The following is a 23,560-nucleotide window of genomic DNA, read 5'->3' on the forward strand; positions in this document are numbered from 1 at the left end:
CCCGCGCCCGCGCCTGCGCCCGCCGCCGCGCCCGCACCCGCGCCTGCGCCCGCCGCCGCGCCGGCACCTGCGCCTGGCGAGGAGCCCGCGCCGCTGGCAGCGGCGGCACCGGTCGCACCCGATGTTCCCGCGCCGGATGCCCCAGCAGCCGAGGCCCCCGCACCCGAGGCCCCCGCACCCGAGGCGGCAACACCCGCCCCGAACATCGCGGCCCCGACGAATCCTGAGCTCGCACCCGTCGAAACCGCACCCCCGGCGGCACCGGACCAGGGCGCTTCCGGCGACAACGGAACCGGGGACAGCGCCGGATCCGGGGACGCTACCCCCAACGCTGCCGCCACCGACCCGGACTGGCGCCCCTCACCGTTCCCGCGCTCGGCACCCGCGGAGCAGTCCGACGGCAGCAACTCCGATGGCAGCGGCTCGACCGACCGTCAGGGCGCGTCCGACCAGCACGGCGCAGACAAGGGTGGCGCGCTCGGCGCGGTCACCGGGCTCGTCACCGACACGCTGGGCGCACTCCTCGGCGGCTAGAAGGAGCGCACTCCCGATCGGGGCAGGGCAATGCCCTTTCGGGACATTTCGGGATGATGTTGCTAGCGTCGCCTTCCCTCGTCTGCGCGGGAGGTGCGGGCGCTGCGTGACAGGCGGATGGCCATGTCCCATGTCCTGCACACGTCCTCGGTCGAGGATGGCGGTCCGCCCGACGGCTGGGTTCCGGTCGAGCGTCGCCGGCTGGGCCTCGATCGACAGAGCCTCCTGCCGGGCCTCGCGGTCGCGGTGGTCGGGATCCTGCTGTCCGGGGTGATCCCGTTCATCAACGATGCGGTCCCGTGGGACAACGCGATCGCGGCAGGCGATCGCGTGGCGCTGGGTCCGCAGCTGGTCGTGACGCCTCCGGTCGGCTGGCAGCTGGTCAACGGTGTCCGGGTGGGCGAGCGGACCGTCGCCGGGCCCGCTCCCGTGGCGGAGCTCACCGATGCGGGTGTGACGATGGTGCTGACGGCCGAGGCACTCCCCGGCGGCGTCGAGGCGCTGCTGACCACGGTCACCGACGACATCGCCGGCTCCGACCAGGGGGCCGGACTGCGCGTCGACGGCGATCCGGTGCACCTCATCACCGACAGCGGCCGCACCGGCGTGACGCAGCGGTGGAGTTCGCCATCCACCACCGGGATCGTCGCCGTGATCGCCGTCCCGCCCGCCGATGCCTCCCAGCGCCCGACCGGCGTCGTCATCCGGGTCTCCGGGAGTGGCAACGCCACGGACGTGGTGAACCCCGACGTCGAACGGACCCTCCGTAGCGTGGCCCGAGGTGAGGGACGATGAGCGCGCACACCGCCCCCACCGGGGAGGCGATGGACCGCCGGTTCCTGGCGATCCACGAATCCGGGTGGGGCACACCCTTCCACCTGGTCCAGCCCCGCAACCTCTGCTTCTGGGTGCTCCTGTGGGGCCTTGCCGCCGGCGCCATCCACATGATCCAGTACCTGGTTCCCGCCGGGCAGTACGGAGTGGCCCTGGGCAGCGGCATCCTGCTCTTCGGCATCTACACGGTGCCGTGGCTGCTGCTCCTGCACTACCACAACCGCTACACGTCGATCCCGGGTCGACCGCTGGTACTGGCCTTCATCTGGTCCTTCGTCGCCGGCACGTTCTGGATGGGGTTGCAAGGCAACCCGGCGATCCTCTCGCTCTACAGCAAGGCCTTCGGCCCGGCGTTCGGCCAGAACTGGGCCGCCGGGCTCACCGCCCCCTTCACCGAGGAGATCATCAAGGCCACCGCACTCGTGCTCGTCGTCGGACTGGCGCCGCGCCTGGTCAACAGCGCCTACGACGGCCTGATCATCGGCGCCTACTCCGGGCTCGGCCTGCAGATCGCCGAGGACATCATCTACGTCGTCAACGGCGCCGCCGGCTCGCACGGCACCAACCAGATCAGCGCCGCGGTCAGCACCCTGACCAACCGCGGCTTCGTCGGACTCTTCCAGCACGTCCTGTTCAGCGCCGTCTACTGCGCCGGGCTCGGCTGGCTCCTCGGCCGCGACAGCCGCCACCGGGTGCGCGGCGCGCTGCTCATCCTCGCCGTGACCGTGCTGCACTCCTGCTGGGACAACGCGGTCGCCCTCGGGACGCTACTCGCCGGCCCCCTCGGGCCGCTCGTACTCGACTGGCTGCTGCTCCCGATCATCGGCCTGCTGCTGCTGTGGGCGACCTTCCGGCTCGCCGCTCCACGCGAACAGGCCTGGATGCGGGACATCCTCGGCCCCGAGGTCGAAGGCGGCATCATCACCGAGGCCGAACTCCTCGCCGTCAGCGGCGGCTTCCGCGCCCGCCGCCGCCACATCCGGCAGGCCGAGCACCACCGTGCCGAGCGACACGTCATGCACGCCGTCAGCGACCTCGCCGCGGAACTCGCCCGCGGAGGCGGACGGGAAACCGCGCGGGTGGACCACGCCCGCGCCGAGATCGGCCGGCTCCGCACCCTTTCTGGCCCCGGGCCCGACTAGCTGCCTGCCCTCACGCAGGCGTCCGCCGGGATGTCTCCTCACCGGGAGGAGGTGGTGGCGCGGTGGTGGCGGAGTCGATGGCTGCCGGCTTGCCCGCGAAGAGGTCCACGAGTGCGTCCCAGCGCTCGCGGCGGCCCTCGGGGAACCGGCGACGTGACCGGCTGCGCCTGCGAGAGCCCTCGGCGTACCAGCGGCGCGCCCACATCGATCCCGGGCGGGCCAGCCTGCAGACGGCGACGAACGCGACCAGCGGGACGAACAGCCCGGTCACCGCGAGCACGGTTCGTCCCTTCAGGATCGCTCCGAGCACGAAGACGACGTTGACCGCGATGCTGATCCCGAGCACGACCTCACCGTCGCTCGTGTCCTGGTCGAAGGGCGAGAGCCCGAGCAGCATCATGACCCCGACGAGCACGGCGAGGAGCACGGCGTCGACCGAGCGCCGCCCCTCCGGGCCCCAGTAGACGTCGTCCAGCCGCAACCACAGCGCGAACTCGTCGAGCGTGAGCGCGGCACCGACGCCGAAGAGGACCGCGAGCACCTCCAGCCACGGGCTGCCGGGGCGGTAGGCGAACTCGACGGTCCCGGCACCGAGCAGGAGGAAGATCCCGAACACCTGGTGATGGAGGTGCACACCACCGACCGACATGTCGCGGAACGGACCGCGTCCGCGACGGATGAGATGGGTGATGGCGCGGGTGATCGCGAAGGTGACGACGAAGGCACCCAGCATCCAGAGCACCACGTGGGTGTCGGAGGCGAGCACCGCGCCGCTGCCGTCCGCGTCGTTCTCGAGATCCATGGCCGCACGCTCCTCCGGCACGGGTCGCGACGGTGCGAGACTACCGGCGACGGCTCGCCCGGCCACCCGACGCGCGACCACCCACCGACCGCGACGATCAGCGTGCCGCGGAGGCTGGTAGGCCGTCGGCCTACGAGGAATTCGCGCGCGGTTTCGCGCGCACGTGCATGCGCTCCCCCTGTCTCCCGAACAGGCTCAGTATCTCCACCGGCCTGCCGTCGGCGCTGCCGAACCAGTGGGGCACCCGGGTGTCGAACTCGGCGACCTCGCCCGCGCCGAGCACCAGGTCGTGCTCGGCGAGCACGACGCGCAGCCTGCCGTCCAGCACGTAGAGCCACTCGTAGCCCTCGTGGGTGCGGAACTCCGGTTCACCCCGGTCGGGGATGATCAGCTTGTAGGCCTGGAGCGGGCCGGGCCGGCGTGACAGCGGCACGAACGTGCCCCCGCTGGCCAGCCTGCGGGGGGTGAGCCGGACCCGCGGGTCGCCCACCTCCGGAGCGCCGACGAGGTCGTCGAGCGGCACCTGGTAGGCGCTCGCGAGCGGCAGGAGCAGTTCCAGGCTGGGACGGCGCTGTCCGGACTCCAGCCGAGACAGCGTGCTCTTGGAGATGCCGGTCGCGCCGGCGAGCGCGGCCAGGGTGAGGCCCCGCTGATCCCGCAGCCGCCGCAGCCGCGGCCCGACCTCGTCGAGAACGGCCTGGTGTGCCGGGGGTGAGTCCATGCGGCCATTCCACCGCGCCGTCCCGGAAACAGCAACGGAAGTTGCCGCTGCGCACCCCGCGGGCGCACCCTCCGCAGCATGAGCCCGCACCCCGAACGGAGTTCCCGATGAGATCCGGTCCCGCAGGAAGCCCCACCTCCCGGACCGCAGGAGCGTCGGTGCGGTGGGTGCTCGCCGCGCTGGCACTGTCGATGCTGCTGTCCTCGCTGGGCACCAGCATCGCCAACGTCGCGCTCCCCACGCTCGCGCAGGCCTTCGACGCCACGTTCCCGCAGGTCCAGTGGATCGTGCTGGCCTACCTCCTCGGCGTCACGACCCTGATCGTCAGCGTCGGCCGGCTCGGGGACATCATCGGGCGTCGCCGGCTGCTGCTCGCCGGGATCGGCCTGTTCACGGCGGCGTCCGTGCTGTCGGGGGTCGCCGCCGAGCTGTGGGTGCTCATCGCCGCGCGGGCCGCGCAGGGCGTCGGGGCCGCCGTGATGATGGCACTGACCATGGCGTTCGTCGGCGACACGGTGCCGAAGGAGCGCACCGGCAGCGCCATGGGGCTGCTCGGCACCACGTCGGCGATCGGCACCGCGCTGGGGCCGTCGCTCGGCGGCGTGCTGATCGCCGGGTTCGGCTGGCGGGCCATCTTCCTCGCCGGCGTACCACTGGGTGTCGCCACGCTGCTGATCGCGCTGCGCCACCTGCCCCCCGACCGGCCCGCGGCCTCCGCACGCAGCCACTTCGACGGCGTGGGCACGCTGGTGCTGGCGCTGACGCTCGCGGCCTACGCGCTCGCCATGACCGTCGGCAGCGGCTCCGCGATCCGCACCGTCGCCCTGCTGGCGGTGGCCGCGATCGGGGTCGCGGTGTTCGTCCGGACCGAGGCCCGGGTGGCATCACCGCTGATCCGGCTGCCCCTGTTCCGCGACCTCGTGCTGAGCGCGAGCCTCACGTCGAGCACGCTGGTCTCGACGGTGATGATGGCGACGCTGGTGGTCGGCCCGTTCTACCTCGCACGCACGCTCGGGCTCGGGGCCGCGCCGGTCGGGCTCGTCCTGTCGGTCGGCCCGGTCGTCGCGGCACTGACCGGAGTGCCCGCAGGCCGCATCGCCGATCGCATCGGCGTGCAGCGCATGACGATCGCGGGCCTCGCCGGGATCGTGGTCGGCGCTGCCTCGCTGGCCCTGCTGCCGTCCGGGGTGGGCGTCGTCGGCTACCTCGTGCCGATCGCCGTCACCACCGCCGGCTACGCGGTGTTCCAGACGGCCAACAACACCGCGGTCATGGCCGGCGTCGCCGCGGACCAGCGCGGTGTCGTCTCCGGCATGCTGAACCTGTCGCGCAACCTCGGCCTCGTCACCGGGGCCTCGGTCATGGGCGCCCTGTTCGCCTACGCAGCGGGCACCGCCGACATCACGACGGCCGGTCCCGACGCCGCCGCGACCGCCATGCGGGTCACCTTCGCCGTGGCGGCCCTGATCGTCGTCGCAGCCCTGATCGTCGCAGCGATCGGGCTGGTCGCGGGCGGCCGCGTCCACGCCCGGCACACGATCGTCGGTTGACCGGCTGCCGCAGTCTCAGCCGGCGACGACGAGGGTGCCGACCTGCTCGCCGGCCAGCGCCTTCGTGATCGAGCCGGGCACCAGCCCGTTGACGATGCGGATCTCGCGCAGGTGCTTCGCCCGACCGATGAGCTCGAGCACGATCGGGTCGACCGGCGACGCCGCCGGCCCGAGCGCCTGCAGCTCCGACGCGCTGATGCGGGGCACGAGATCGTCGCCGTCGAGCACGCCGTCCACGTCCTTGACGTAGACCAGCCGCGCGGCACCGTAGGCGTCGGCGAGCAGGAACGCGCCGGAGTCGCTGCGGTGCACCGGCAGCTTGCCGACGGCGGGCGGGAACTCGTGCAGCCCGTAGGGCGGGAAGCCGTTGGACACCGCCGCAGGCGAGGCCGCGAGGTGGGTGGCCAGCTGGTGGGCCACGGTGGCGTGCGACAGGTAGGACACACCCTCGGCTGCGAGCAGCGCGGCGACGAGGTGCCCGTTCTGCTCGGCCTCGACGGCGGCGAGCCCGGCGAGCACGCCGGTGGGCAGGCCCAGGTCCAGGCCGACGCCCATGACGTGGCGGGCCCGGATGCCGGCGCCGGTGAGGATGAGCATGCGGTGCTCGGGCAGCAGTGCGCGCAGCTCGTCGACCACGGGGAGCACGACGTCGCGTCCCCGGTCGATGATGGCGCGGCCGCCCAGCGTCACGACCTCGAGCCAGGGCAGCAGCCGGATCACGGGACGCTCGATCGGCTTCACCAGCTCGCGGTCGAGCAGGGTCTGGCGCATGAGCGCGGAGGGGACGTCCTTGGCGGCAAGTGTGTTGGTCATGATCGTCCTCACGCAGCCGTGATCAGGGTGCCGACGTGCTCGCCGTTGACGGCGCGGGTGATCGTGCCGGGCTTGAGCCCGTTGACGATCTGGATGGACCGGACGTGGCGGGCGTTGCGCATCAGCTCGAGCAGCGGGCGCTCCACCACGAGGTCGGGGAGGTCGAGTCCGATCAGCTCGTCCACGGTGATCTCGGGGATCAGCGTGGCGGCCGGGTCGGTCTTGGGGTTGGCCGTGTAGAGGCCGTCCTCGTCCTTGATGTAGATCATGTCGGCGCAGCCGTAGGTCTCGGCGACCAGGTAGCAGCCGGCGTCCGTGCGGTAGGGCGGGATCACGCCCGTGGCGGGAACGGGCTGCCACATGTCGTACGGGGGCATGCCCGCGAAGATCGCCGCGCCGGACTCGCGCAGGTAGAGCGCCAGCGCGCTGAACGCCGCGGCGCCGACCACCGGCACGCCGTGGCGCGCCATCAGGTAGCCCAGCATCTGCGCGTTCTGACCGGCGACCGCCGAGCCGACCTCGCTGAGCACACCGGTCGGCATCCCGAGCTCGGCCGCGAGCGAGTAGGCGTGGCGGGCCCGCGTGCCGCCGCCGGTGCCGATCAGCAGCCGGTGGGTGCGGATGACGTCGGCGAGCTCGGCGACCACCGGCAGCACCGCCGCCGCACCGCGGTCCATGAGGCTCTGGCCACCGACCTTGACGACCGTGACGTCGGGCAGGATCCGGTGATCCGGTGCGTCATCGCTGGCACGCTGCAGCTCCGGATCGTCGAGCGAGCGCTCCATCAGCAGCGCGGCGAGCGCCGACACGCTGCCCTCTGCGATGTCTCCAGCCATTCGATTCCACTCCCGATCCGTACCGTCTCTGACCTGCACCGATCGCTCACCCTAGCGGCCCGCGGCACCGCCGGGCACCAGCTCGACACACCCCGCCAACCGCCGAAGCGGCCCCGATCAGTGCCTCTCCCCGCGGAGGCGGCCACGGCCGATCCACCACGCCGCGACCGCGCCCCGCTCGCCCGAACCGGTGATCTGCCCCACAACCCCGTCGAGAACGACGTTGTCGTGATCAACAGGCCCTGATGATCATGGCAACGTCGTTCTCGACGGGTCATTGGTGGCCGTTGGTCGCGTGCCGGGGCGCCGTGGGGTCGCCGAGTTCGAACTCCGCGGTGGTGACCGCGCCGTCGCGCACCCGGACGGCCTGCACCGCAGGGGTGCCGACCGCGGCCGTCACGGTGTAGGTGCCGTCGGGCAGGCCGCTGACGCGGAAGGAGCCGTCGGACTCCGTGCGGCCGGTGGCCACCACGGCGCCGGTCTCGTCGGTGACGGTGGCGACCGCGTCGCTCACCCCGTGCCCGGCACCCGAGCGGACGGTGCCGGTCAGCACGCCGCTCGCCGGCACGGTGACGTCGCACCGCACGGTGCCCGTGGTGGGCACGGTCACCCGTTGCGCCACCGACGGCCCGCCGGGCATCGCGACGACCAGGTGCAGCTCGCCGCTGGGCACCTGGCCCATGCGGTAGCGACCGGCGGCGTCCGCCCGGGTTCCGGCCACGCGCTCACCGGCCATGTCGATCATCGTGACGAGCGCGGACACCCCGGCACCGCCGGACTGGCGGACGGTGCCCGCGACCACCGCGGGCGCCTCCACGCGGATCTCGCGGCGGACGGGTGCCTGCACCCACTCCGCCGTGGGCTCGCGGCCCTCGAACTGCGCCACCACCAGGTACTCCCCCGCCACCGGGAGGTCGAGCACGAAGCGCCCCTGCGGGCCGGACGGGCTGCTGGCCCGCTGCACCCCGGCGGTGTCGAACACCGACACCACCGCGCCCGGCAGGGGGTGACCGTCGTGCCCGGTGATCACGCCCCACACCGCGGGCCCGGCCGGTACCTGCTCCGGTTCGGGAGCCGGTGCCGGGGCCGGGGCGGCGAGCGCCACGGCGGCAACCGGAGCCGCTGGGACCGGGGCCGATACCGCCGCGACCGGGGCCACTGCGGCGACGTACTCCGCGACCGTCGCCTGCTCCTGCTCCTGCTCCTGCTCCTGCTCCTGCTCCTGCTCCGTGTCCACCGGGCGGTTGGCGGCGCGGCGCCCCCGCACCCGCTCGACCAGCACGTACAGGACCGGCACGAGCACCAGCGTCAGCAGGGTCGACGACACCAGCCCGCCGATCACGACGACGGCCAGCGGCTGCGAGATGAACCCGCCCCCGCCGGTGAGCCCGAAGGCCATCGGCAGCAGCGCGAAGATCGTGGCGACGGCCGTCATGAGGATCGGCCGCAACCGCTGCGCCGCGCCCTCGGTGACGGCGTCGGACACGGTGGCGCCGCGCCGCCGGTACTGGTTCACCAGATCGATGAGCACGATCGCGTTCGTCACGACGATGCCGATGAGCATCAGCATGCCGATCAGCGCCGGGACACCCAGCGGCGTGCCGGTGAGCAGCAGCAGCCCCAGCGCCCCGGTGGCCGCGAACGGGATCGCGACGAGCAGCAGCAACGGCTGCAGCAGGCTGCGGAACGTGATCACCATGACGAGGTAGACCACCGCGACCGCGAGCAGCAGCGCGAGGCCGAGCTGGCTGAACGCGTCGGACTGCTGCTGGCTGACGCCGCCGATCTGGGCGCTCGCCCCGGCCGGCAGCCGCAGGTCGTCGAGGGTCGTGCGCAGGTCGGTCGTGACGGCGCCGAGGTCGTCGGCAGCGGGCCGCGCCGTGATCTGGGCGCTGCGGGTGCCGTCGGTGTGGCTGATGCTGGGTGCGGTGCTGGTCTGCGTCACGCTCGCGACGTCACGCAGCGCGACCGGCCCGCGGGCCGTGGTCAGTGGCAGCGCCTGCAGCGCGGCCAGGTCGGCCGGGGCCGTGCCGGTGCGCAGCACCACGTTCTGGTCGACGCCGCCGATCGTGAGGGTGCCGACGGTCGATCCGCGCAGCGCAGTGGCCACGGACTGCCCGATCTGGGCCTCGGTGAGGCCCGCGTCGGCGGCCTTGCGGCGGTCCACGGCGACGTCGACCACGGGCTGGGCGGCCGCCAGGTTGTTGCGCACCTCGACCGCGCCGGGGATGGCCGCAACGGCCTTCTCCACCTGGTCGGCGGCCGTGGCGAGCACGGCCGGGTCGTCGGCGCGGACGTCGACGGCGAGCTGGCTGCTGCCGAACCCGCCCTGCCCGCCCGCGACGGTGAGCGTGCCGACCTCGTCGGTGCCGCCCAGCCCGGTCAGCCGGGCCCGCATGTCGTCGGCGACCTTCGTGGAGTCGGCGTCGGCGTCGAGCGTGACCGCGAACCGGGTGGCCGTCGACGCCGACTGGCCGGGCGGGGCGAACCCGCCCGACGCGCCTGCCGGCGAGCCGACCGTCACCTGGTAGCTCGCGACGCCCGGGGTCGCCTCGACCACCTTCTCGACGCGCTGGGCGGCGGCGTCGGCCGCGGGCAGACCGACACCCGGTGCGAGCTCCTGGCGCACCGACAGTGTGTTGCCGCCCGCGTCGCCGAGGAAGTTGGTCTTCATCAGCGGCACCAGTGCGAACGTGCCGACGAGGATCACCACGGCGATGCCGAGCGCGATCACCGGGCGCGCGATCGCGGCGTGCAGCACCGGAAGGTAACCGCGCTGCAGCCGGGTGCGGACGGGCACGGCCCCGGCGGGGACGTCCTCGGGCCGCGGCTCGATCACCGTGGGGCGTCGCAGCAGCAGCGAGGCGAGCACCGGAACCACCGTCAGCGAGACGACGAGCGACGCGAGCAGCGCCGCCGTGACCGTGACCGCGAACGGCCGGAACAGCTCACCCACCTGGCCGCCGACCAGCCCGATCGGCGCGAACACCGCGACGGTGGTGATCGTGGAGGCGGTGATGGCACCGGCCACCTCACGCACGGCGGTGAGGATCGCGGGACGGCGGGGCCCGCCGTAGCCGATGTGGCGCTTGATGTTCTCGATGACGACGATGGAGTCGTCGACCACCCGCCCGATAGCCACGGTGAGCGCGCCGAGCGTGAGGATGTTGAGGGTGTAGCCGCCGACGTTGAGCACGATCATGGCGATGAGCACCGACAGCGGGATCGACACCGCGGTCACGAGCGTCGCCCGCACCGACAGCAGGAACCCGAGTATCACCAGCACCGCGAACAGCAGGCCGAGCAGGCCCTCGGTGGTGAGGTCCTCCACCGACTGCTCGATGAACGGGGCCTGGTCGAACACGACCGTGGCCTGCGCGTTCTGGGCGGCGCCGCCGATCGCGTCGGTCACCTGCGGCAGGGCGTCGCGCACGGTGTGAGCCACCGTGACGGTGTTGGCGTCCTCGTTCTTGGTGACGCTGATGCCGATGCTCGTTACGCCGTTGGTGCGGGTGTAGCCGGTGGCGGGTGCGGGGGCCTCGGTGATCGTGGCGACGTCACCGAGCCGGACGGGAGCCGCGGGCGCCGCTGCGGTGGCGGTGCGGCCGGTCGGGGCGGGGGTGGCCGTGCGCCCGGTGCCGGCGGTCGGGGCGGCAGCGGTCGGGGTGGCGGCGGTGCTCGCGGCCGGGGTGAGGTAGAGGTCGCGCAGCTGGTCGACGGTGGTGATGGTGGCGCCGACCTCGACCGTCAGCGGGTTGGTGTCGGGCGTGAGCTGCCCTGCCGGCACGCGCACGCCGTTCTGCTGCAGCAGCGTGGAGATCGCCGTCGGGGAGATGCCCTTGGCCGCGAGCGCGGCCGGGTCGACCTGGATGGTGACCTGCGGTGCGCTGATGCCCGACAGCGTCACGTCCTTGACGCCGTCGAGCCCGGCCAGCAGCGGCCGCACGCGGTCGCGCAGGATCCCGGCGACCTGGTCGGCCGGCAGGTTCGACGACACCGCCAGCTGCACGACGGGCAGGCTGTCGGTGCCGCCGGTGACCACCGTCGGCGTCACATCGGTGGGCAGCCGCGCGCCCTGCGCCGCCCGTTCGGCCAGCGTGGAGAACGCCGTGAGGTCGGTGCCGTACTCGAGGTTCAGCGTGACCACCGAGGTGCCGCCGGTGCTGGTGGAGTGCGTGTCGGTGACGCCCTTCAGCTTCCCGACGGCGTTCTCGACCGGCTTCGTCACCTGCTGCTCCACCACCTCGGGCGACGCGCCGGGGTAGGGCGTCACCACCGTGGCGACCGGCAGGTCGAGCGAGGGCAGGAGTTCCTGCCGCAACGAGGTCGTGCTGATCACGCCGAAGGCGATGACGAGCACGGTCACCAATCCGACGATCGCGCGGTTGGCAACGCTGAGGCGGGCAAGCCAGGTCATGGACCCGAGTGAATACTATGCCTGAGACAAACCTTCACCGACTTGCTGAGACTTCACTGAGTCGGGAAGGTTCCAGGGGGTGAACGTGAGCGGTTCCGGTGATCCAGAGCGGGAGCGCCTCATCGCGGCCGTCACCGCCACGGAGGCCGAGCTGCAGCGCACGTTGGCCCGCGGCCAGAGCCCCTTGTTCGACAGCGGTCTCACCATGCAGCAGCTGCGCGTCCTGCTCTTGCTGGGCGCCGACGGGCCCCACGCCCAGAGCGAGCTCGCCCAGGCGCTGGCGGTCGGGCTGGCCACCGTCACCGGGCTCGTCGACCGGCTCGTGCGCCGCGGTCTCGTCGCACGCACCCGTGACCCGCAGGACCGCAGGGTGCACCGGGCCGCACTGTCGGACGAGGGCCGCGACCTGCTGGCCGGCATCCAGTCGGCGGGACAGGAACGGCGCAGGCGGCTGCTCGGCAGCATCGACATCGACGCGCTGCGCGGCCTCGCCATCGGCCTCGACGCCCTGCGAGCGGCACTGGAGGCGGACATCCGCTAGGAAGGCGGGCGATGACCACCACTTTCGTCCTCGTCCACGGCGCGTTCGGCAACGCAGGGGTCTGGAGCCCGACCGCCACCCAGCTCACCCTGCACGGGCACCGCGCGGTCGCCGTCGACCTTCCCGGGCACGGTTTCGGCGCCACGATCCCGACCGGATACCGCGGCACACCGGACGCCGACCGGCTCGCCACGGCACCCAGCGGTATGAGCGGGATCACCACCGCCGACGACGTGGCCGCGGTCGTCGCGACCGTCCGGGGCGCCGCCGCTCACGGGGCAGTGTTCCCCGGCTTCAGGCGCCCTCACCGGGCCGGCAGATCAACAGGAGGGGGGTGTGCCCTCCCGCCGACCTCCCTATCGGGCTATCACGCGCCCGCCCCACGCGCAGGCTTGGGAACGTGACATCACGGTGGCGGGGGGTGCGGGTGATCAACGCCCACTGGTTCGGTGTTGACCATGAGCCAGTGGGCGTTGATCAGCGCGTTCGCCGCCGAGCGCGTACTGGCTCATGATCGAACCGGAACCTGTGGGCGTTGATCACTCGCCCGGCGCGGCGGCGGGCTCTTGCGTTGCAGGAAAGTGGCTTTCCTGCAACGCGAGGGTGAGTGGCCCGACCCTCGTTGCCGTAAGGCCACCGTCCTGACGTCGCTCCGCCGCCCCTCAGCCGCCGCTGCTGAACGCCGCGTCGAAGGCCGCCGAGGGCGGGTCGAAGGCCGCGCGCCGCACGAACGCCAGCGCGTCGGGCGCCCCGACCAGCCGGTCCATGCCCGCGTCCTCCCACTCCACGGAGATCGGGCCGGTGTAGCCGATCGTGTTCAGCATCCGGAAGCACGCCTCCCACGGGACGTCACCGTGGCCGGTGGACACGAAGTCCCAGCCGCGGCGCGGGTCGGCCCACGCCAGGTGCGAGCCCATCCGGCCGTTGCGGCCGTTGCCGACCTGGCGCTTCGCATCCTTGCAGTCCACGTGGTAGATCCGGTCGCGGAAGTCCCACAGGAACCCGACGGGATCGAGGTCCTGCCACACGAAGTGGCTGGGGTCCCAGTTGAGCCCGAACGCCTCCCGGTGCCCGATCGCCTCGAGCGCGGCCACCGTCGTCCAGTAGTCGTAGGCGATCTCCGAGGGGTGCACCTCGTGCGCGAACCGCACGCCGACCTCGTCGAACACGTCGAGGATCGGGTTCCAGCGCTCGGCGAAGTCGCGGTAGCCGTCGTCGATCATCGACTGCGGCACCGGCGGGAACATCGCCACGGTCTTCCAGATCGACGATCCGGTGAACCCGATGACCGTGTCCACGCCCAGCTTCGCCGCCGCCCGCGCCGTGGTCTTCATGGCCTCGGCCGCGCGCTGCCGCACCCCCTCGGGCTCGCCGTCGCCCCAGACCCGGGCCGGCACGATGCCCTGGTGGCGCGCGTCGATGGGGTCGTCGCAAACGGCCTGGCCGGTGAGGTGGTTGGAGATCGCGTACACCGACAGGCCGTGCTTGGCGAGGATGTCGAGCCGGCCCTGGACATAGGAGTCGTCCTCGACCGCCGCCCACGGGTCGAAGTGATCACCCCAGCAGGCGATCTCCAGGCCGTCGTAGCCCCACTCCCCCGCCAGCCGCGCCACCTCCTCGAACGGCAGGTCGGCCCATTGCCCGGTGAACAGCGTGATCGGCCGTGCCACTACGCAACCTCCTCGATCGACTGCCAGCTGCTGCCACCCTCCGCCGAGCGGGACACGGCGTCGAGCACGAGCTGCACCTGCAGCCCGTCGGCGAACGACGGTGACGGGTCGGTGCCCGCGCCGAGGTCGCGCACGAGATCGGCGATCTCGTGGGTGAACGTGTGCTCGTAGCCCAGCCCGTGCCCCGGGGGCCACCACGCGCCCGCGTACGGGTGGGTCGGCTCGGTGACGAGGATCCGGCGGAAGCCCGCCGTGTCCGGGTCATCGGCGCCGTCGAAGAACTCCAGCTCGTTCATCCGCTCGAAGTCGAACGCGAGCGAGCCCGCGCTGCCGTTGACCTCCAGCCGCAGCGCGTTCTTGCGTCCCGTCGCGAACCGGGTGGCCTCGAAGTTGGCCAGCGCGCCGCCGGTGAAGCGGCCGACGAACAGCGCCGCGTCGTCGACGGTGACGGCCCCGCGCTGCTCCGACGCGGACGCCGACAGCCCGCTCGACGCCCCCGCGATCGGCCGCTCCTTGATGAACGTCTCGGTCAGCGCGCTGACCCCGGCGAGCCGGTCCCCGATCACGAACTGCGCCATGTCGACGATGTGCGCGCCGATGTCGCCCAGCGCCCCGGACCCGGCCTTGTCCTTCTGCAGCCGCCAGACCAGCGGGAACTCCGGGTCGACGATCCAGTCCTGCAGGTAGACCGCCCGCACGTGGCGCACCGTGCCGATGCGGCCCTGCTCCACCAGCCGCTGCGCCAGCGCGACCGCGGGGGTTCGCCGGTAGTTGAACGCCACCATGCTGCGCACCCCGCGCGCCCGCGCGCGTTCGGCCGCCGCGACCATCGCCCGCGCCTCGCCGACGGTGTTGGCGAGCGGCTTCTCGCACAGCACGTGCTTGCCGGCGTCCAGCGCGGCGATCGCGATCTCCGCGTGGGTGTTGCCCGGCGTGCAGATGTCGACGAGCTGCACGTCGTCGCGGGTGAGCAGCTGCTTCCAGTCGGTCTCGACGCTGCGCCAGCCGAGCTTGGTGGCGGCGGCCTGGGCCGCCGCCGCGTCCCGCCCGCACAGTACGGCCATGTCCGGAGCCAGCGGCAGGTCGAAGAACCGGCCGGCCGTGCGCCACGCCTGGGAGTGGGCAGCGCCCATGAAGGCGTAGCCCACCATCCCCACCCCCAGCGCGGTCACGACTCGAAGCCCAGCGGCAGGTAGGTGTCCACGTTGTCCTTCGTGATCGTGGCCGAGGCCAGCGTGATCGAGGTGGGGACCTCCTTCTCCACGAGGTCGCCCATCCCCTTGTTCTGCGCCACCAGCCGGGCCAGCGCGATCGCCGACGACGCCATCGACGGGCTGTAGGTGACGGTCGCCTTCAGCACGGTGTTGTCGGCCTTGATGTCTCGCATGGCGTTGGCCGAGCCGGCGCCGCCGACCATGAAGAACTCGCTGCGCCCCACCTGCTTGATCGCGGCCAGCACGCCGATGCCCTGGTCGTCGTCGTGGTTCCACAGCGCGTCGATCTTCGGGGCGGCCTGCAGCAGGTTGGCGGCGACCTTCTGGCCGCCCTGCGCGGTGAAGTCGGCGGCCTGGCGCGGCCCGACGGTGAAGCCGTAGGACTTCAGTGCGTCGGCGAAGCCCTTCGAGCGCGCCTGGGTCAGCGGCAGGTTGTCGATGCCGGCGATCTCGGCGATCACCGGGTTCGTCACGCCCTTGGCCTTGAGCTGCTCGCCGATGTAGGTGCCGGCGCTCACGCCCATGCCGTAGTTGTCGCCGCCGATCCAGGTGCGGTACGCCAGCGGCGAGTCGAAGATCCGGTCCAGGTTGATCACCGGGATCCCGGCCGCCATCGCCTTGCGCCCCAGCGTGGTGAGCTGGCTGCCATCGTTGGGCAGGATCACCAGCGCGCTGACCTTCTTGGTGATCAACGTGTCGACGGCCGCGATCTGCGCGGTGATGTCGTTGGTGGGATTCACCGCCTCGAACGTGACGTCGGGGAACTGCCCGGCCTGCGCCTTGGCGTTGTTCGCGATCGCGGCGATCCAGCCGTGGTCGGCCGCCGGAGCCGAGAAGCCGATGGTCACGGCCTTGCCCGCGGCCGCGTTGCTGCCGGTGGCGGCGGCGACGTTCGCCCCGCCACCGGCGGCGGCGGGCGGCGCGTTGCTCGTGCAGGCGGCGAGTGCTGCGGTGGCACCGACGCCGAGGACGCCGGCCAGCAGACCCCGCCGCCCCAGTGCGGGAAGGGTTTCGGACATGACGGGCACTCCTTCTGTGGTCACGATCGATCGGCTGACGAGCGCCGTGCACGGGTCTGGATCAGCACCGCGACGACGATGATCACGCCCTTGGCGATGTTCTGGACCTCGGTGTCGAGGTTGTTGAGGACGAACAGGTTGGTGATGGTGGTGAACACGAGCACGCCGAGGATCGAGCCGATCAGCGTGCCGCGCCCACCGGTGAGCAGGGTGCCGCCGATGATCACCGCGGCGATGGCGTCGAGCTCGTAGAGGGTGCCGTGGGTGCTCGACCCGGTCGTGGTGAGCGAGGCGATCATGATCGCGGCGATGCCGCAGCACAGCCCGGACACGACGTAGAGCAGGATCGTGTGCCGCTTGACGTCGAGCCCGGCCAGCCGGGCCGCTTCCGGGTTGCCGCCGATGGCGAACGTCCGGCGGCCGAACGTCGTGCGGTTGAGCACCACCCAGCCCACGGCCACCACCGCCGCGAAGATGTAGACCAGCAGCGGGATGCCCAGCAGCCGCGTGTTGGCGATCGCGACGATGGCAGGGTCGGTCACGATCTGGCTGCGCCGCCCCGAGATCCGCTCCGCGAGGCCCTGCGCGGTGATGAGCATCGCGAGCGTGACGATGAACGGCACGATCCGGCCGTAGGCGATCAGCAGGCCGTTGACCAGGCCGGCACCGGCACCGACAGCGAGCGCACAGAAGATCATCACGAACGGGCCGTACGACTGCGTCGCCACGGTGGTGGCCCACACCGACGCGAGCGCCATCACCTTCCCCACCGACAGGTCGATGCCGCCGCCGATGATCACGAACGTGACCCCGACGGTGATCACGCCGATGATCGAGGCCTGGGTGAGGATCGTGACGAGGTTCGACGCGGTCAGGAACGTGTCGGCGGTGCTGACCCCGACGATGCCGAGGATCACCAGCACCGCGACGAGTCCGAGGTTGCGTCCCGCGCCGCTGTCGAGCACGCGCGCGAGCGTCGACGCGCGCGCCTCGGCGGCGCGCTCCACGCGCGCGCGCTCGTCGGCCGCCGGCACGGCGGTGATCGGGTCACTCACGAGGTGGTCCCTTCCATCACGAGGTCGAGCACGCGGCTCTCGTCCAGCTCGGAGCTCGGGGCCGCGTGCACGATCCGGCCCTCCCGCACGACGAGCACCTGGTCGGCCAGCCCCAGCACCTCGGGCACCTCGCTCGACACCAGCACGATCGCGACGCCGTCGGCCGCCAGGCGCCGGATCAGCGCGTAGATCTCCGAGCGCGCGCCCACGTCGACGCCGCGCGTCGGCTCGTCGAGCAGCAGTACCGAGCAGCCCTGCAGGAGCCAGCGCGCCAGCACCACCTTCTGCTGGTTGCCGCCGGACAGCGTGTTGACCGGGCGGGTCGGGTCGGCCGGGCGCACGTCGAGGCGGGCGGTGACGGCACCGGCCGCGACCAGCTCGGCGTCGCGCCCCAGGAAGCCGCCACGGGAGAACCGCGCCAGCGCCGGCAGCGAGACGTTGCGCGCCACCGGCTCGGCCATGAGCAGGCCCTGGCTCTTGCGCTCCTCCGGGCACAGCCCCATGCCGGCGCGGACCGCGGCCGGCACCGAACCCGGGCGCAGCGCGCGGTCGCGCACGTGCACGGTGCCCGTGGTCGCGCGGCGGGCACCGTAGACCGTCTCGAGGATCTCCGAGCGGCCCGACCCGACCAGCCCGGCCAGCCCGATCACCTCACCGGCGCGCACCGTGAAGGACACGTCCGAGAACTCGCCGGCCCGGCCGAGCCCGGTGACGTCCAGCACGACGTCACCGAAGGGCGCCTCCTCCCGCGGTGGGAACGCGTACTCGAGCGACCGGCCGGTCATCAGCCGGATGACGTCGGCGGTCGGGGTGGTGCGGGCGGGGAGGTTGCGGGCGACCGTCCGGCCGTCCTTGAGCACGGTGACGCGATCGCCGATCTCGCGGATCTCCTCGAGCCGGTGGGAGATGTAGACCACCGCGACGCCCTCGGCCGTCAGCTCGCGGATCACGCGGAACAGGTTCTGCACCTCGTCGGGGTCGAGCACCGCCGACGGCTCGTCCATCACGATCAGGCGCGCGTCCCTGGCGAGCGCGCGGGCCATGCTCACCACCTGCTGGCCTGCGGCCGAGAGCCGGCCGAGCTCGCGGCGGGGCGGGATCTCCGGGTGGCCGAGTCGCCGCAGCAGCGCGCGGGTGACGTGCTCGGCGTCGCGCGGGCGGGTGAAGCCGAAGCGGGCGGGCTCGTGGCCGAGCACCACGTTCTCGGCCACCGAGAGGCCCGGGACGAGATCGAGCTCCTGGTGGATGGTGGCGATGCCCGCGGCGTCGGCGGCGTGGGGCGCGGAGAACGCGACGGGCACGCCGGCGAGGGTGAGGGCGCCCTCGTCGGGGCGGTGGGCGCCGGCCAGCACCTTGATCAGCGTCGATTTGCCGGCGCCGTTCTGGCCGAGCAGGCAGTGCACCTCACCGGCGTCGACGTCGAGGTCGACGCCGTCGAGCGCCCGGACCCCGGGGAACTGCTTGACGATGCCGCGCATCGTCAGCAAGCCAGCCATCGGAGGTGTCACGGGGGCACGGTAGGAGCGTTGACCAGCGCCGTACAACGACCGAATAATGACACTTCACGCTAAATATCCGACGAAATCGAGCCGTGATACCGACACCGCCACCCCTGCCGGCCCTGCGGCTGAGCGCACCGCCCATCAGCGGTCGCGTGGATCCGGGCATCACGCTGAGCACCGTCGCCCGCCTCGTGGCGTCCGGTGCGGCCGTGAGCAGGGCCGACCTGGTGCCGGCTGCCGGGCTCGCCCGCACCACCGTCGGTGCGGTCGTCGACGAGCTGCTCGCCAGGGGGATCCTGCGCCACGACGGGCTGCGCCCGACCGCGGGGCGGGGGCGACCGGCCGACCGGCTCGCGCTCTCCCCCGGCGGTGGGCTCGTGCTGCTCGCCGACGTCGGCGCCCGCGGCGCGCACCTCGCGGTGGTCGACCTCAGCCAGCGGGTGCTCGCCCACACCCACGTCGACGTCGACGTCCTGGACGGCCCGGACGCCGTACTCCGAGCGGTGGAGACCCAGCTCACCGATCTGCTGGCGCAGGTGGGCGGCGGCGCCCCGGTGCGCGCCATGGTCATCGGGTTACCCGGGCCCGTCGACGGGCAGCTCGGCATCCCCGTGCGTCCCCCGATCATGCCGGGGTGGCACGCCTACCCGGTCTCCGCGCGGCTGCAGCAGACCTTCGGGTGCCCGACGGTGCTGGAGAACGACGTCAACCTGCGGGCGCTCGGGGAGGCCCGCGCGCTGCCCGCCGACCAGGTGCCGCTGCTGTTCGTCAAGGTCGGCACGGGGATCGGCGGCGGGCTGATCACGCGGGAGGGCGTGTTGCACCACGGCGCCGACGGGGCGGCGGGCGACATCGGGCACGTCCGCGTGCGCGGCGCCCCCGACGACGCCTGCGTGTGCGGCAACGTCGGGTGCATCGAGGCCGTCGCGTCGGCGTCGGCGATCGTGCGGCGGCTCGGGCCCGGCGTCACGTCGATCGACGAGCTGCGCACGCGGCTGGGCCGCGGCGACCCCACCGCACTGGCCGTGGTGCGCGACGCTGCCGGGCTGATCGGCGAGCTCGTCGCGACGCTGGTGCATTTCTACAACCCGGCGCGGGTGACGATCGGCGGGTCGCTGACCGCGGCGAGCGACGAGCTGCTCGCCGGGGTGCGCAGCGTGGTCTACCAGCGCGCGCTGCCACTGGCCACCCGCAACCTGGTGCTCACCAACAGCGTGCTCGGCGAGTACGCCGGGCTGGCCGGGGCCACGGTGCTGGGGATCGAGCGGGTGCTCTCGGCGGAGTCGATCGGGACGTTGACGGCGCGGTGAGACGGCTGGCGCCCGCTCGAGCCGCCGGACGTCAGGAAGGTGGCCCTCCCGACGTTCAACGTCAGCAGGGTGGCCCTCCTGACGTGCGGGGGGCGGGCGAGTACCGCCTCAGCTGCGCACCCAGTCGAAGGCCCGTTCCGTGGTGGTGGTCGGGAGGTACTCCAGCGCGATGCGGCCCGAGTAGCCGGCGCCGGTGAGCGCGGCGAGGTAGCGGTCGAACGGGATGGTGCCGGTGCCGGGCTCGTGCCGGCCGGGCGCGTCGGCGATCTGGACGTGCCCGATCCGCGCGGCGTGGTCGGCGATGACCGCGGCGAGGTCGTCGCCGTTGACGGCCAGGTGGTACAGGTCGAACAGCAGCGCGACGTTCGGCGCCCCGACCCGGTCGATGACGGCGAGCGCGTCGGCGGCGGTGCGCAACGGGTAGGTCGCGACGCCGCTGAGCGGCTCGATCACCACCGTGCCGGGGAGCAGGGCAGCCGCGCGGGTGAGGTTCTGCTCGGCGAGGTCGTCCTGGTCGCGAGCATCGACGCCCTCGGCGCGGTTGCCGTAGAGCGCGTTGAACACCTCGATGCCCAGCCGCTTCCCGAGTCCCGCGGCGACGTCGACGCTGTCGCGGAACTCCCGCTCCCGCCCCGGCAGCGAGGCGAGCCCGCGCTCGCCCGCGGCCATGTCGCCGCCGGTGAGGTTCATGCCCACCAGCGCGACGCCGGCGTCCTCGACGGCGCGGGCGAAGGCCTCGACCTCGGCGTCGCCGGGGGCCGCGGTGGGGAACGGCCACCAGAACTCGACGGCGTCGAAGCCGGCGGCGGCAGCGGCGGCGGGCCGCTCGAGCAGCGGCAGCTCCGTGAACAGGATCGAGCAGTTGACGGCATAGGGCAGCGGCATGCGAGGTCCTTCGGTGTGGGTGGCCAGTCGGTCAGACGGCGCGCATCCAGCGCCCACCGAGGGCTTCCCGGCCGCCCGGGGTGAGGGCGCCGAACAGCCGCAACCGGGCCATGCCCCCGTCGGGGTGGATGTCCAGGCGCACGGCGTCGACGGCCGGGACGTCGCGCAGCACGATGCGGTGCCGGGTGTCGGGCGACAGCGCGGTGCGGGGGATCAGCGGGAACCACTCCCCCGCCCCCACCCTCCCCCGCAGCGTCGCCCAGCCGGGGGCGTTGTGCAGGAAGTAGGTGGTGTCGAGTTCGGCGACGGCGATCGTCGACTCACCCGCCAGCGCCACCTCCACCCAGTCGTTGCCGTCGTCGCGACGCCGGGCGGTCTCCCACCCCTCGGCCATCGACCGCGGCGGACCGGGCAGCAGCAGGTTGTTCGGCGAGCTGTAGAACAGGTTGGAGCAGCCGGTGACCCTGCCGCCGAACTCCATCGCGGCGAGGTCCACGGTGCCGAGCGCGTCGAGCAGCGCCGGGTCGGGCAGCGGCTCGCCGTGCACGCGCAGGCGCGCGACACCGCCGTCGGGGAAGATCCGCAACCGGACGTGCGTGACCCGCCGCTCGCTCGTCACCGCGAACGCGTTCGCCGTGTCGCCCTTGATCGCGGCGCGCGCCAGCAGCGGCTCCCACCGCCGGGCGGCCAGCAGGTCGGCCACCGACGGCTGCCCCGCGACCGCGAGCCCCTCCAGCGACACCTCCGGCGGGTAGTTGCCGGTGAACCACGACGTGTCGATCACCACGCCACGCACGACGCCCGGTGCCCCCAGCCGCACGATCGCCGTATCGAACCCGGACTCCCGACGCCGCCGGGTCTCCCAGCCGTCGTAGACCTTGCCCTTGTGCCCGAAGTCGGACGGGTCGAACGCCGCCGGTCCGGGCGAGATCAGGTTCTCCCGTGCCGCGAACGCCTCGTCGTTGGCGTACACGACGCCACCGCCCAGTGTCCGCACCGCGAGGTCGGGCAGTTGCCGGAAGTCCATCGGGTCGGAATCCATCTCAGTCCTCTCCTCGGACGAGCAGCCGACCCCGCGGCGGTGCCTCGTCCTCGATCGGCGCGCCGCGCAGCCAGGTCGAGCGCACGACGCCGCGCAGGTCGCGTCCGGCATAGGGGGTGATCGGGTTGCGGTGGCGCAGCTCCCCCACGGTGAACGGCTGCTCGGGTGCGAACACCACCAGGTCAGCGTCCTGACCTGCGGCGATGCGCCCCTTTCGGTGCAGCCCCACCAGCTCGGCCGGCCGGTGCGACATCCACGTCACCACCTCGGCCAGCGGGATGCCGCGCTCGCGCGCCTGCGTCCAGACCACCGGCAGGCCCAGCTGCAGCGACGCGATCCCGCCCCACGCCTGGCCGAAGTCGCCCGTCTCCAGCCGCTTGAGATCGGGCGTGCACGGCGAGTGATCGCTGACGATCATGTCGATGGTGCCGTCGCGCAGCCCATGCCACAGCGCGTCGCGGTTGCCGGCCTCGCGCACCGGCGGGCAGCACTTGAACCGGGTGTCACCATCGGGCACCTCCTCGGCGGTCAGCGCGAGGTAGTGCGGGCACGTCTCGACGCTCACCCGCACGCCCGACGCCCGCGCCGCCGCGAGCATCGGCAGCGCGGCGGCCGCCGACAGGTGCACGACGTGCACCCGCGCCCCGGTCTCCCCGGCCAGCCGCAGCAGCCGCGCGATCGCCGAGGACTCCGACGCCTCCGGCCGCGAGGCCACGAAGTCAGCGTACCGGCGCCCGGTGGCGTCCACGACCAGGTCGCCGTCCTCGGCGTGCGCGATCAGCAGCCCGTCGTACGCGGCCACCGCACGCAGCGCCGCCGACGGGTCGGGCAGCGCCGGGAACTCCGGGACGCCGCTGTCGATGAGGAAGCACTTGACCCCGAAAACGCCCGCGTCGTGCAGCGGGCGCAGCTGACCCTCGTTGCCGGGCACCGCCCCGCCCCAGAACCCGACGTCGACGCGGCACTGCCCGGCGGCCGCCGTGCGCTTGACGTCGAGCGACGCCACGTCCAGCGTCGGGGGCAGCGAGTTGAGCGGCATGTCGACGATCGTGGTGACGCCGCCCGCCGCCGCAGCCGCGGTGGCCGTGGCGAAGCCCTCCCACTCGGTGCGGCCGGGCTCGTTGACGTGCACGTGCGTGTCGACCAGCCCGGGCAGCAGTACCTCCTCCGGGCCGAGCACGACCTCGTGGGCGTCGACGAGCGTGTCGACCGGCAGCACCGCCTCGATGCTCTCCCCCACCACCAGCACGGCAGCGGGCTGCTCGACGCCGTCGACGACCACCCGCTGCGCGCGGAAGACGATCACTTCGTGTCCTGGTGCGAGCGCCAGCTCGCCAGCTCCGAGATGTCGGTGAGCGGCGGCAGCGCGGGGTACTCGACGCGCAGGATCATCGCCAGCGAGCCCGAGCCGTCGGCCAGCTCGATCACGCCCAGCTCCAGCCCGGCGGGCTCGCCGGGCAGCAGTACCTCGCGCAGCTGCTCGTAGCCCATCTCGTAGACCTCGCCCACGATGGCCGCGCCCCCCGCACCGACGTCCTCCAGCGCCGGGTAGCTGCCGTCGACCGCGTGAAAGCGGTAGCGCGGTGCGGTGGTGGTCTTCGCGACGAGCTCGGCGGAGCCGACGAGATGGTGGTCGGCCTGGCCGGACATGGCCGTGCCGTTGAGGAACATGC

20 protein-coding genes and 1 pseudogene are annotated in these 23,560 nt (G+C 72.9%); 7 read left to right on the plus strand and 14 right to left on the minus strand.

Annotated features, from left to right (window positions below; all coding sequences use genetic code 11):
- From ACFPFQ_RS11310 to ACFPFQ_RS11320, 3 genes and pseudogenes are all read left to right on the plus strand, one after another.
- Window positions 1-534: pseudogene (locus ACFPFQ_RS11310) on the plus strand (hypothetical protein); the annotation flags it as partial.
- A 123-nt stretch (window positions 535-657) separates the two neighbouring features.
- The gene (locus ACFPFQ_RS11315; RefSeq protein ID WP_379617632.1) at window positions 658-1,329 is read left to right on the plus strand and encodes a hypothetical protein; all 672 of its coding nucleotides are present in this window, start codon (window positions 658-660) and stop codon (window positions 1,327-1,329) included.
- Complete coding sequence (locus tag ACFPFQ_RS11320) at window positions 1,326-2,510, plus strand: PrsW family intramembrane metalloprotease (RefSeq protein ID WP_379617634.1); 1,185 nt, start codon at window positions 1,326-1,328, stop codon at window positions 2,508-2,510. The genes ACFPFQ_RS11315 and ACFPFQ_RS11320 overlap by 4 nt, the downstream gene beginning before the upstream one ends.
- 10 nt (window positions 2,511-2,520) lie before the next feature.
- Here ACFPFQ_RS11320 and ACFPFQ_RS11325 read toward each other — a convergent pair whose 3' ends face one another.
- Together ACFPFQ_RS11325 and ACFPFQ_RS11330 are read right to left on the minus strand one after the other, a co-directional pair.
- The gene (locus ACFPFQ_RS11325; RefSeq protein ID WP_379617636.1) at window positions 2,521-3,312 is read right to left on the minus strand and encodes a hypothetical protein; all 792 of its coding nucleotides are present in this window, start codon (window positions 3,310-3,312) and stop codon (window positions 2,521-2,523) included.
- 130 nt (window positions 3,313-3,442) lie between these two features.
- A complete protein-coding gene (locus ACFPFQ_RS11330) occupies window positions 3,443-4,033 on the minus strand; it encodes a helix-turn-helix domain-containing protein (protein ID WP_379617638.1) in 591 nt (196 codons plus the stop codon).
- Between the two features lie 107 nt (window positions 4,034-4,140).
- Between ACFPFQ_RS11330 and ACFPFQ_RS11335 the strand changes: the two genes are divergently transcribed.
- Complete coding sequence (locus tag ACFPFQ_RS11335; RefSeq protein ID WP_379617640.1) at window positions 4,141-5,583, plus strand: MFS transporter; 1,443 nt, start codon at window positions 4,141-4,143, stop codon at window positions 5,581-5,583.
- Between the two features lie 15 nt (window positions 5,584-5,598).
- Here ACFPFQ_RS11335 and ACFPFQ_RS11340 read toward each other — a convergent pair whose 3' ends face one another.
- From ACFPFQ_RS11340 to ACFPFQ_RS11350, 3 genes are all read right to left on the minus strand, one after another.
- A complete protein-coding gene (locus tag ACFPFQ_RS11340) occupies window positions 5,599-6,396 on the minus strand; it encodes a molybdenum storage protein subunit alpha (RefSeq protein WP_379617642.1) in 798 nt (265 codons plus the stop codon).
- 8 nt (window positions 6,397-6,404) lie between these two features.
- The gene (locus tag ACFPFQ_RS11345) at window positions 6,405-7,232 is read right to left on the minus strand and encodes a uridine kinase (protein ID WP_379617644.1); all 828 of its coding nucleotides are present in this window, start codon (window positions 7,230-7,232) and stop codon (window positions 6,405-6,407) included.
- A 274-nt stretch (window positions 7,233-7,506) separates the two neighbouring features.
- Window positions 7,507-11,649 carry an efflux RND transporter permease subunit gene (locus ACFPFQ_RS11350; protein ID WP_379617646.1) on the minus strand — a complete coding sequence of 1,381 codons (4,143 nt, stop codon included), beginning with the start codon at window positions 11,647-11,649 and terminating at the stop codon, window positions 7,507-7,509.
- A 79-nt stretch (window positions 11,650-11,728) separates the two neighbouring features.
- On the opposite strand from ACFPFQ_RS11350, the gene ACFPFQ_RS11355 reads away from it, so the two are divergent.
- Both ACFPFQ_RS11355 and ACFPFQ_RS11360 read left to right on the plus strand, forming a co-directional pair.
- Window positions 11,729-12,190: a MarR family winged helix-turn-helix transcriptional regulator gene (locus ACFPFQ_RS11355; protein WP_379617648.1), complete on the plus strand. Its 462-nt coding sequence runs from the start codon at window positions 11,729-11,731 to the stop codon at window positions 12,188-12,190.
- Window positions 12,191-12,201: 11 nt separating this feature from the next.
- A complete protein-coding gene (locus ACFPFQ_RS11360; protein ID WP_379617650.1) occupies window positions 12,202-12,594 on the plus strand; it encodes an alpha/beta fold hydrolase in 393 nt (130 codons plus the stop codon).
- A gap of 258 nt (window positions 12,595-12,852) precedes the next feature.
- Here the strand turns inward: ACFPFQ_RS11360 and ACFPFQ_RS11365 are convergent, their stop codons facing one another.
- From ACFPFQ_RS11365 to ACFPFQ_RS11385, 5 genes are all read right to left on the minus strand, one after another.
- Window positions 12,853-13,860, minus strand: a complete 1,008-nt coding sequence (locus tag ACFPFQ_RS11365) for a sugar phosphate isomerase/epimerase family protein (protein ID WP_379617652.1) — start codon at window positions 13,858-13,860, stop codon at window positions 12,853-12,855.
- The gene (locus ACFPFQ_RS11370) at window positions 13,860-15,011 is read right to left on the minus strand and encodes a Gfo/Idh/MocA family protein (protein ID WP_379617833.1); all 1,152 of its coding nucleotides are present in this window, start codon (window positions 15,009-15,011) and stop codon (window positions 13,860-13,862) included. The genes ACFPFQ_RS11365 and ACFPFQ_RS11370 overlap by 1 nt, the downstream gene beginning before the upstream one ends.
- 17 nt (window positions 15,012-15,028) lie before the next feature.
- Window positions 15,029-16,093 carry a substrate-binding domain-containing protein gene (locus ACFPFQ_RS11375; protein ID WP_379617654.1) on the minus strand — a complete coding sequence of 355 codons (1,065 nt, stop codon included), beginning with the start codon at window positions 16,091-16,093 and terminating at the stop codon, window positions 15,029-15,031.
- A gap of 20 nt (window positions 16,094-16,113) precedes the next feature.
- Window positions 16,114-17,058, minus strand: a complete 945-nt coding sequence (locus tag ACFPFQ_RS11380) for an ABC transporter permease (RefSeq protein ID WP_379617835.1) — start codon at window positions 17,056-17,058, stop codon at window positions 16,114-16,116.
- Window positions 17,059-17,144: 86 nt separating this feature from the next.
- Window positions 17,145-18,626 carry a sugar ABC transporter ATP-binding protein gene (locus ACFPFQ_RS11385; RefSeq protein WP_379617837.1) on the minus strand — a complete coding sequence of 494 codons (1,482 nt, stop codon included), beginning with the start codon at window positions 18,624-18,626 and terminating at the stop codon, window positions 17,145-17,147.
- Between the two features lie 176 nt (window positions 18,627-18,802).
- Here ACFPFQ_RS11385 and ACFPFQ_RS11390 point away from each other — a divergent pair, with 176 nt between their 5' ends.
- Window positions 18,803-19,960 (plus strand): ROK family protein, encoded by a 1,158-nt coding sequence (locus tag ACFPFQ_RS11390; RefSeq protein ID WP_379617656.1) that lies wholly within the window; start codon window positions 18,803-18,805, stop codon window positions 19,958-19,960.
- A gap of 108 nt (window positions 19,961-20,068) precedes the next feature.
- Here the strand turns inward: ACFPFQ_RS11390 and ACFPFQ_RS11395 are convergent, their stop codons facing one another.
- The 4 genes from ACFPFQ_RS11395 to ACFPFQ_RS11410 are packed head-to-tail and all read right to left on the minus strand — an operon-like array spanning window position 20,069 to window position 23,558.
- Window positions 20,069-20,845: a hydroxypyruvate isomerase family protein gene (locus tag ACFPFQ_RS11395; RefSeq protein ID WP_379617658.1), complete on the minus strand. Its 777-nt coding sequence runs from the start codon at window positions 20,843-20,845 to the stop codon at window positions 20,069-20,071.
- Window positions 20,846-20,876: 31 nt separating this feature from the next.
- Complete coding sequence (gene alc, locus ACFPFQ_RS11400; RefSeq protein WP_379617660.1) at window positions 20,877-21,887, minus strand: allantoicase; 1,011 nt, start codon at window positions 21,885-21,887, stop codon at window positions 20,877-20,879.
- A 1-nt stretch (window position 21,888) separates the two neighbouring features.
- On the minus strand, window positions 21,889-23,193 hold the full coding sequence (gene allB / locus ACFPFQ_RS11405) for an allantoinase AllB (protein ID WP_379617662.1): 1,305 nt from the start codon (window positions 23,191-23,193) through the stop codon (window positions 21,889-21,891).
- Complete coding sequence (locus ACFPFQ_RS11410; protein WP_379617664.1) at window positions 23,190-23,558, minus strand: gamma-glutamylcyclotransferase; 369 nt, start codon at window positions 23,556-23,558, stop codon at window positions 23,190-23,192. Before ACFPFQ_RS11410 ends, allB begins: the two co-directional genes overlap by 4 nt.
- Window positions 23,559-23,560: the final 2 nt, after the last annotated feature.

Source organism: Pseudonocardia sp. GCM10023141 (genome assembly GCF_042653605.1).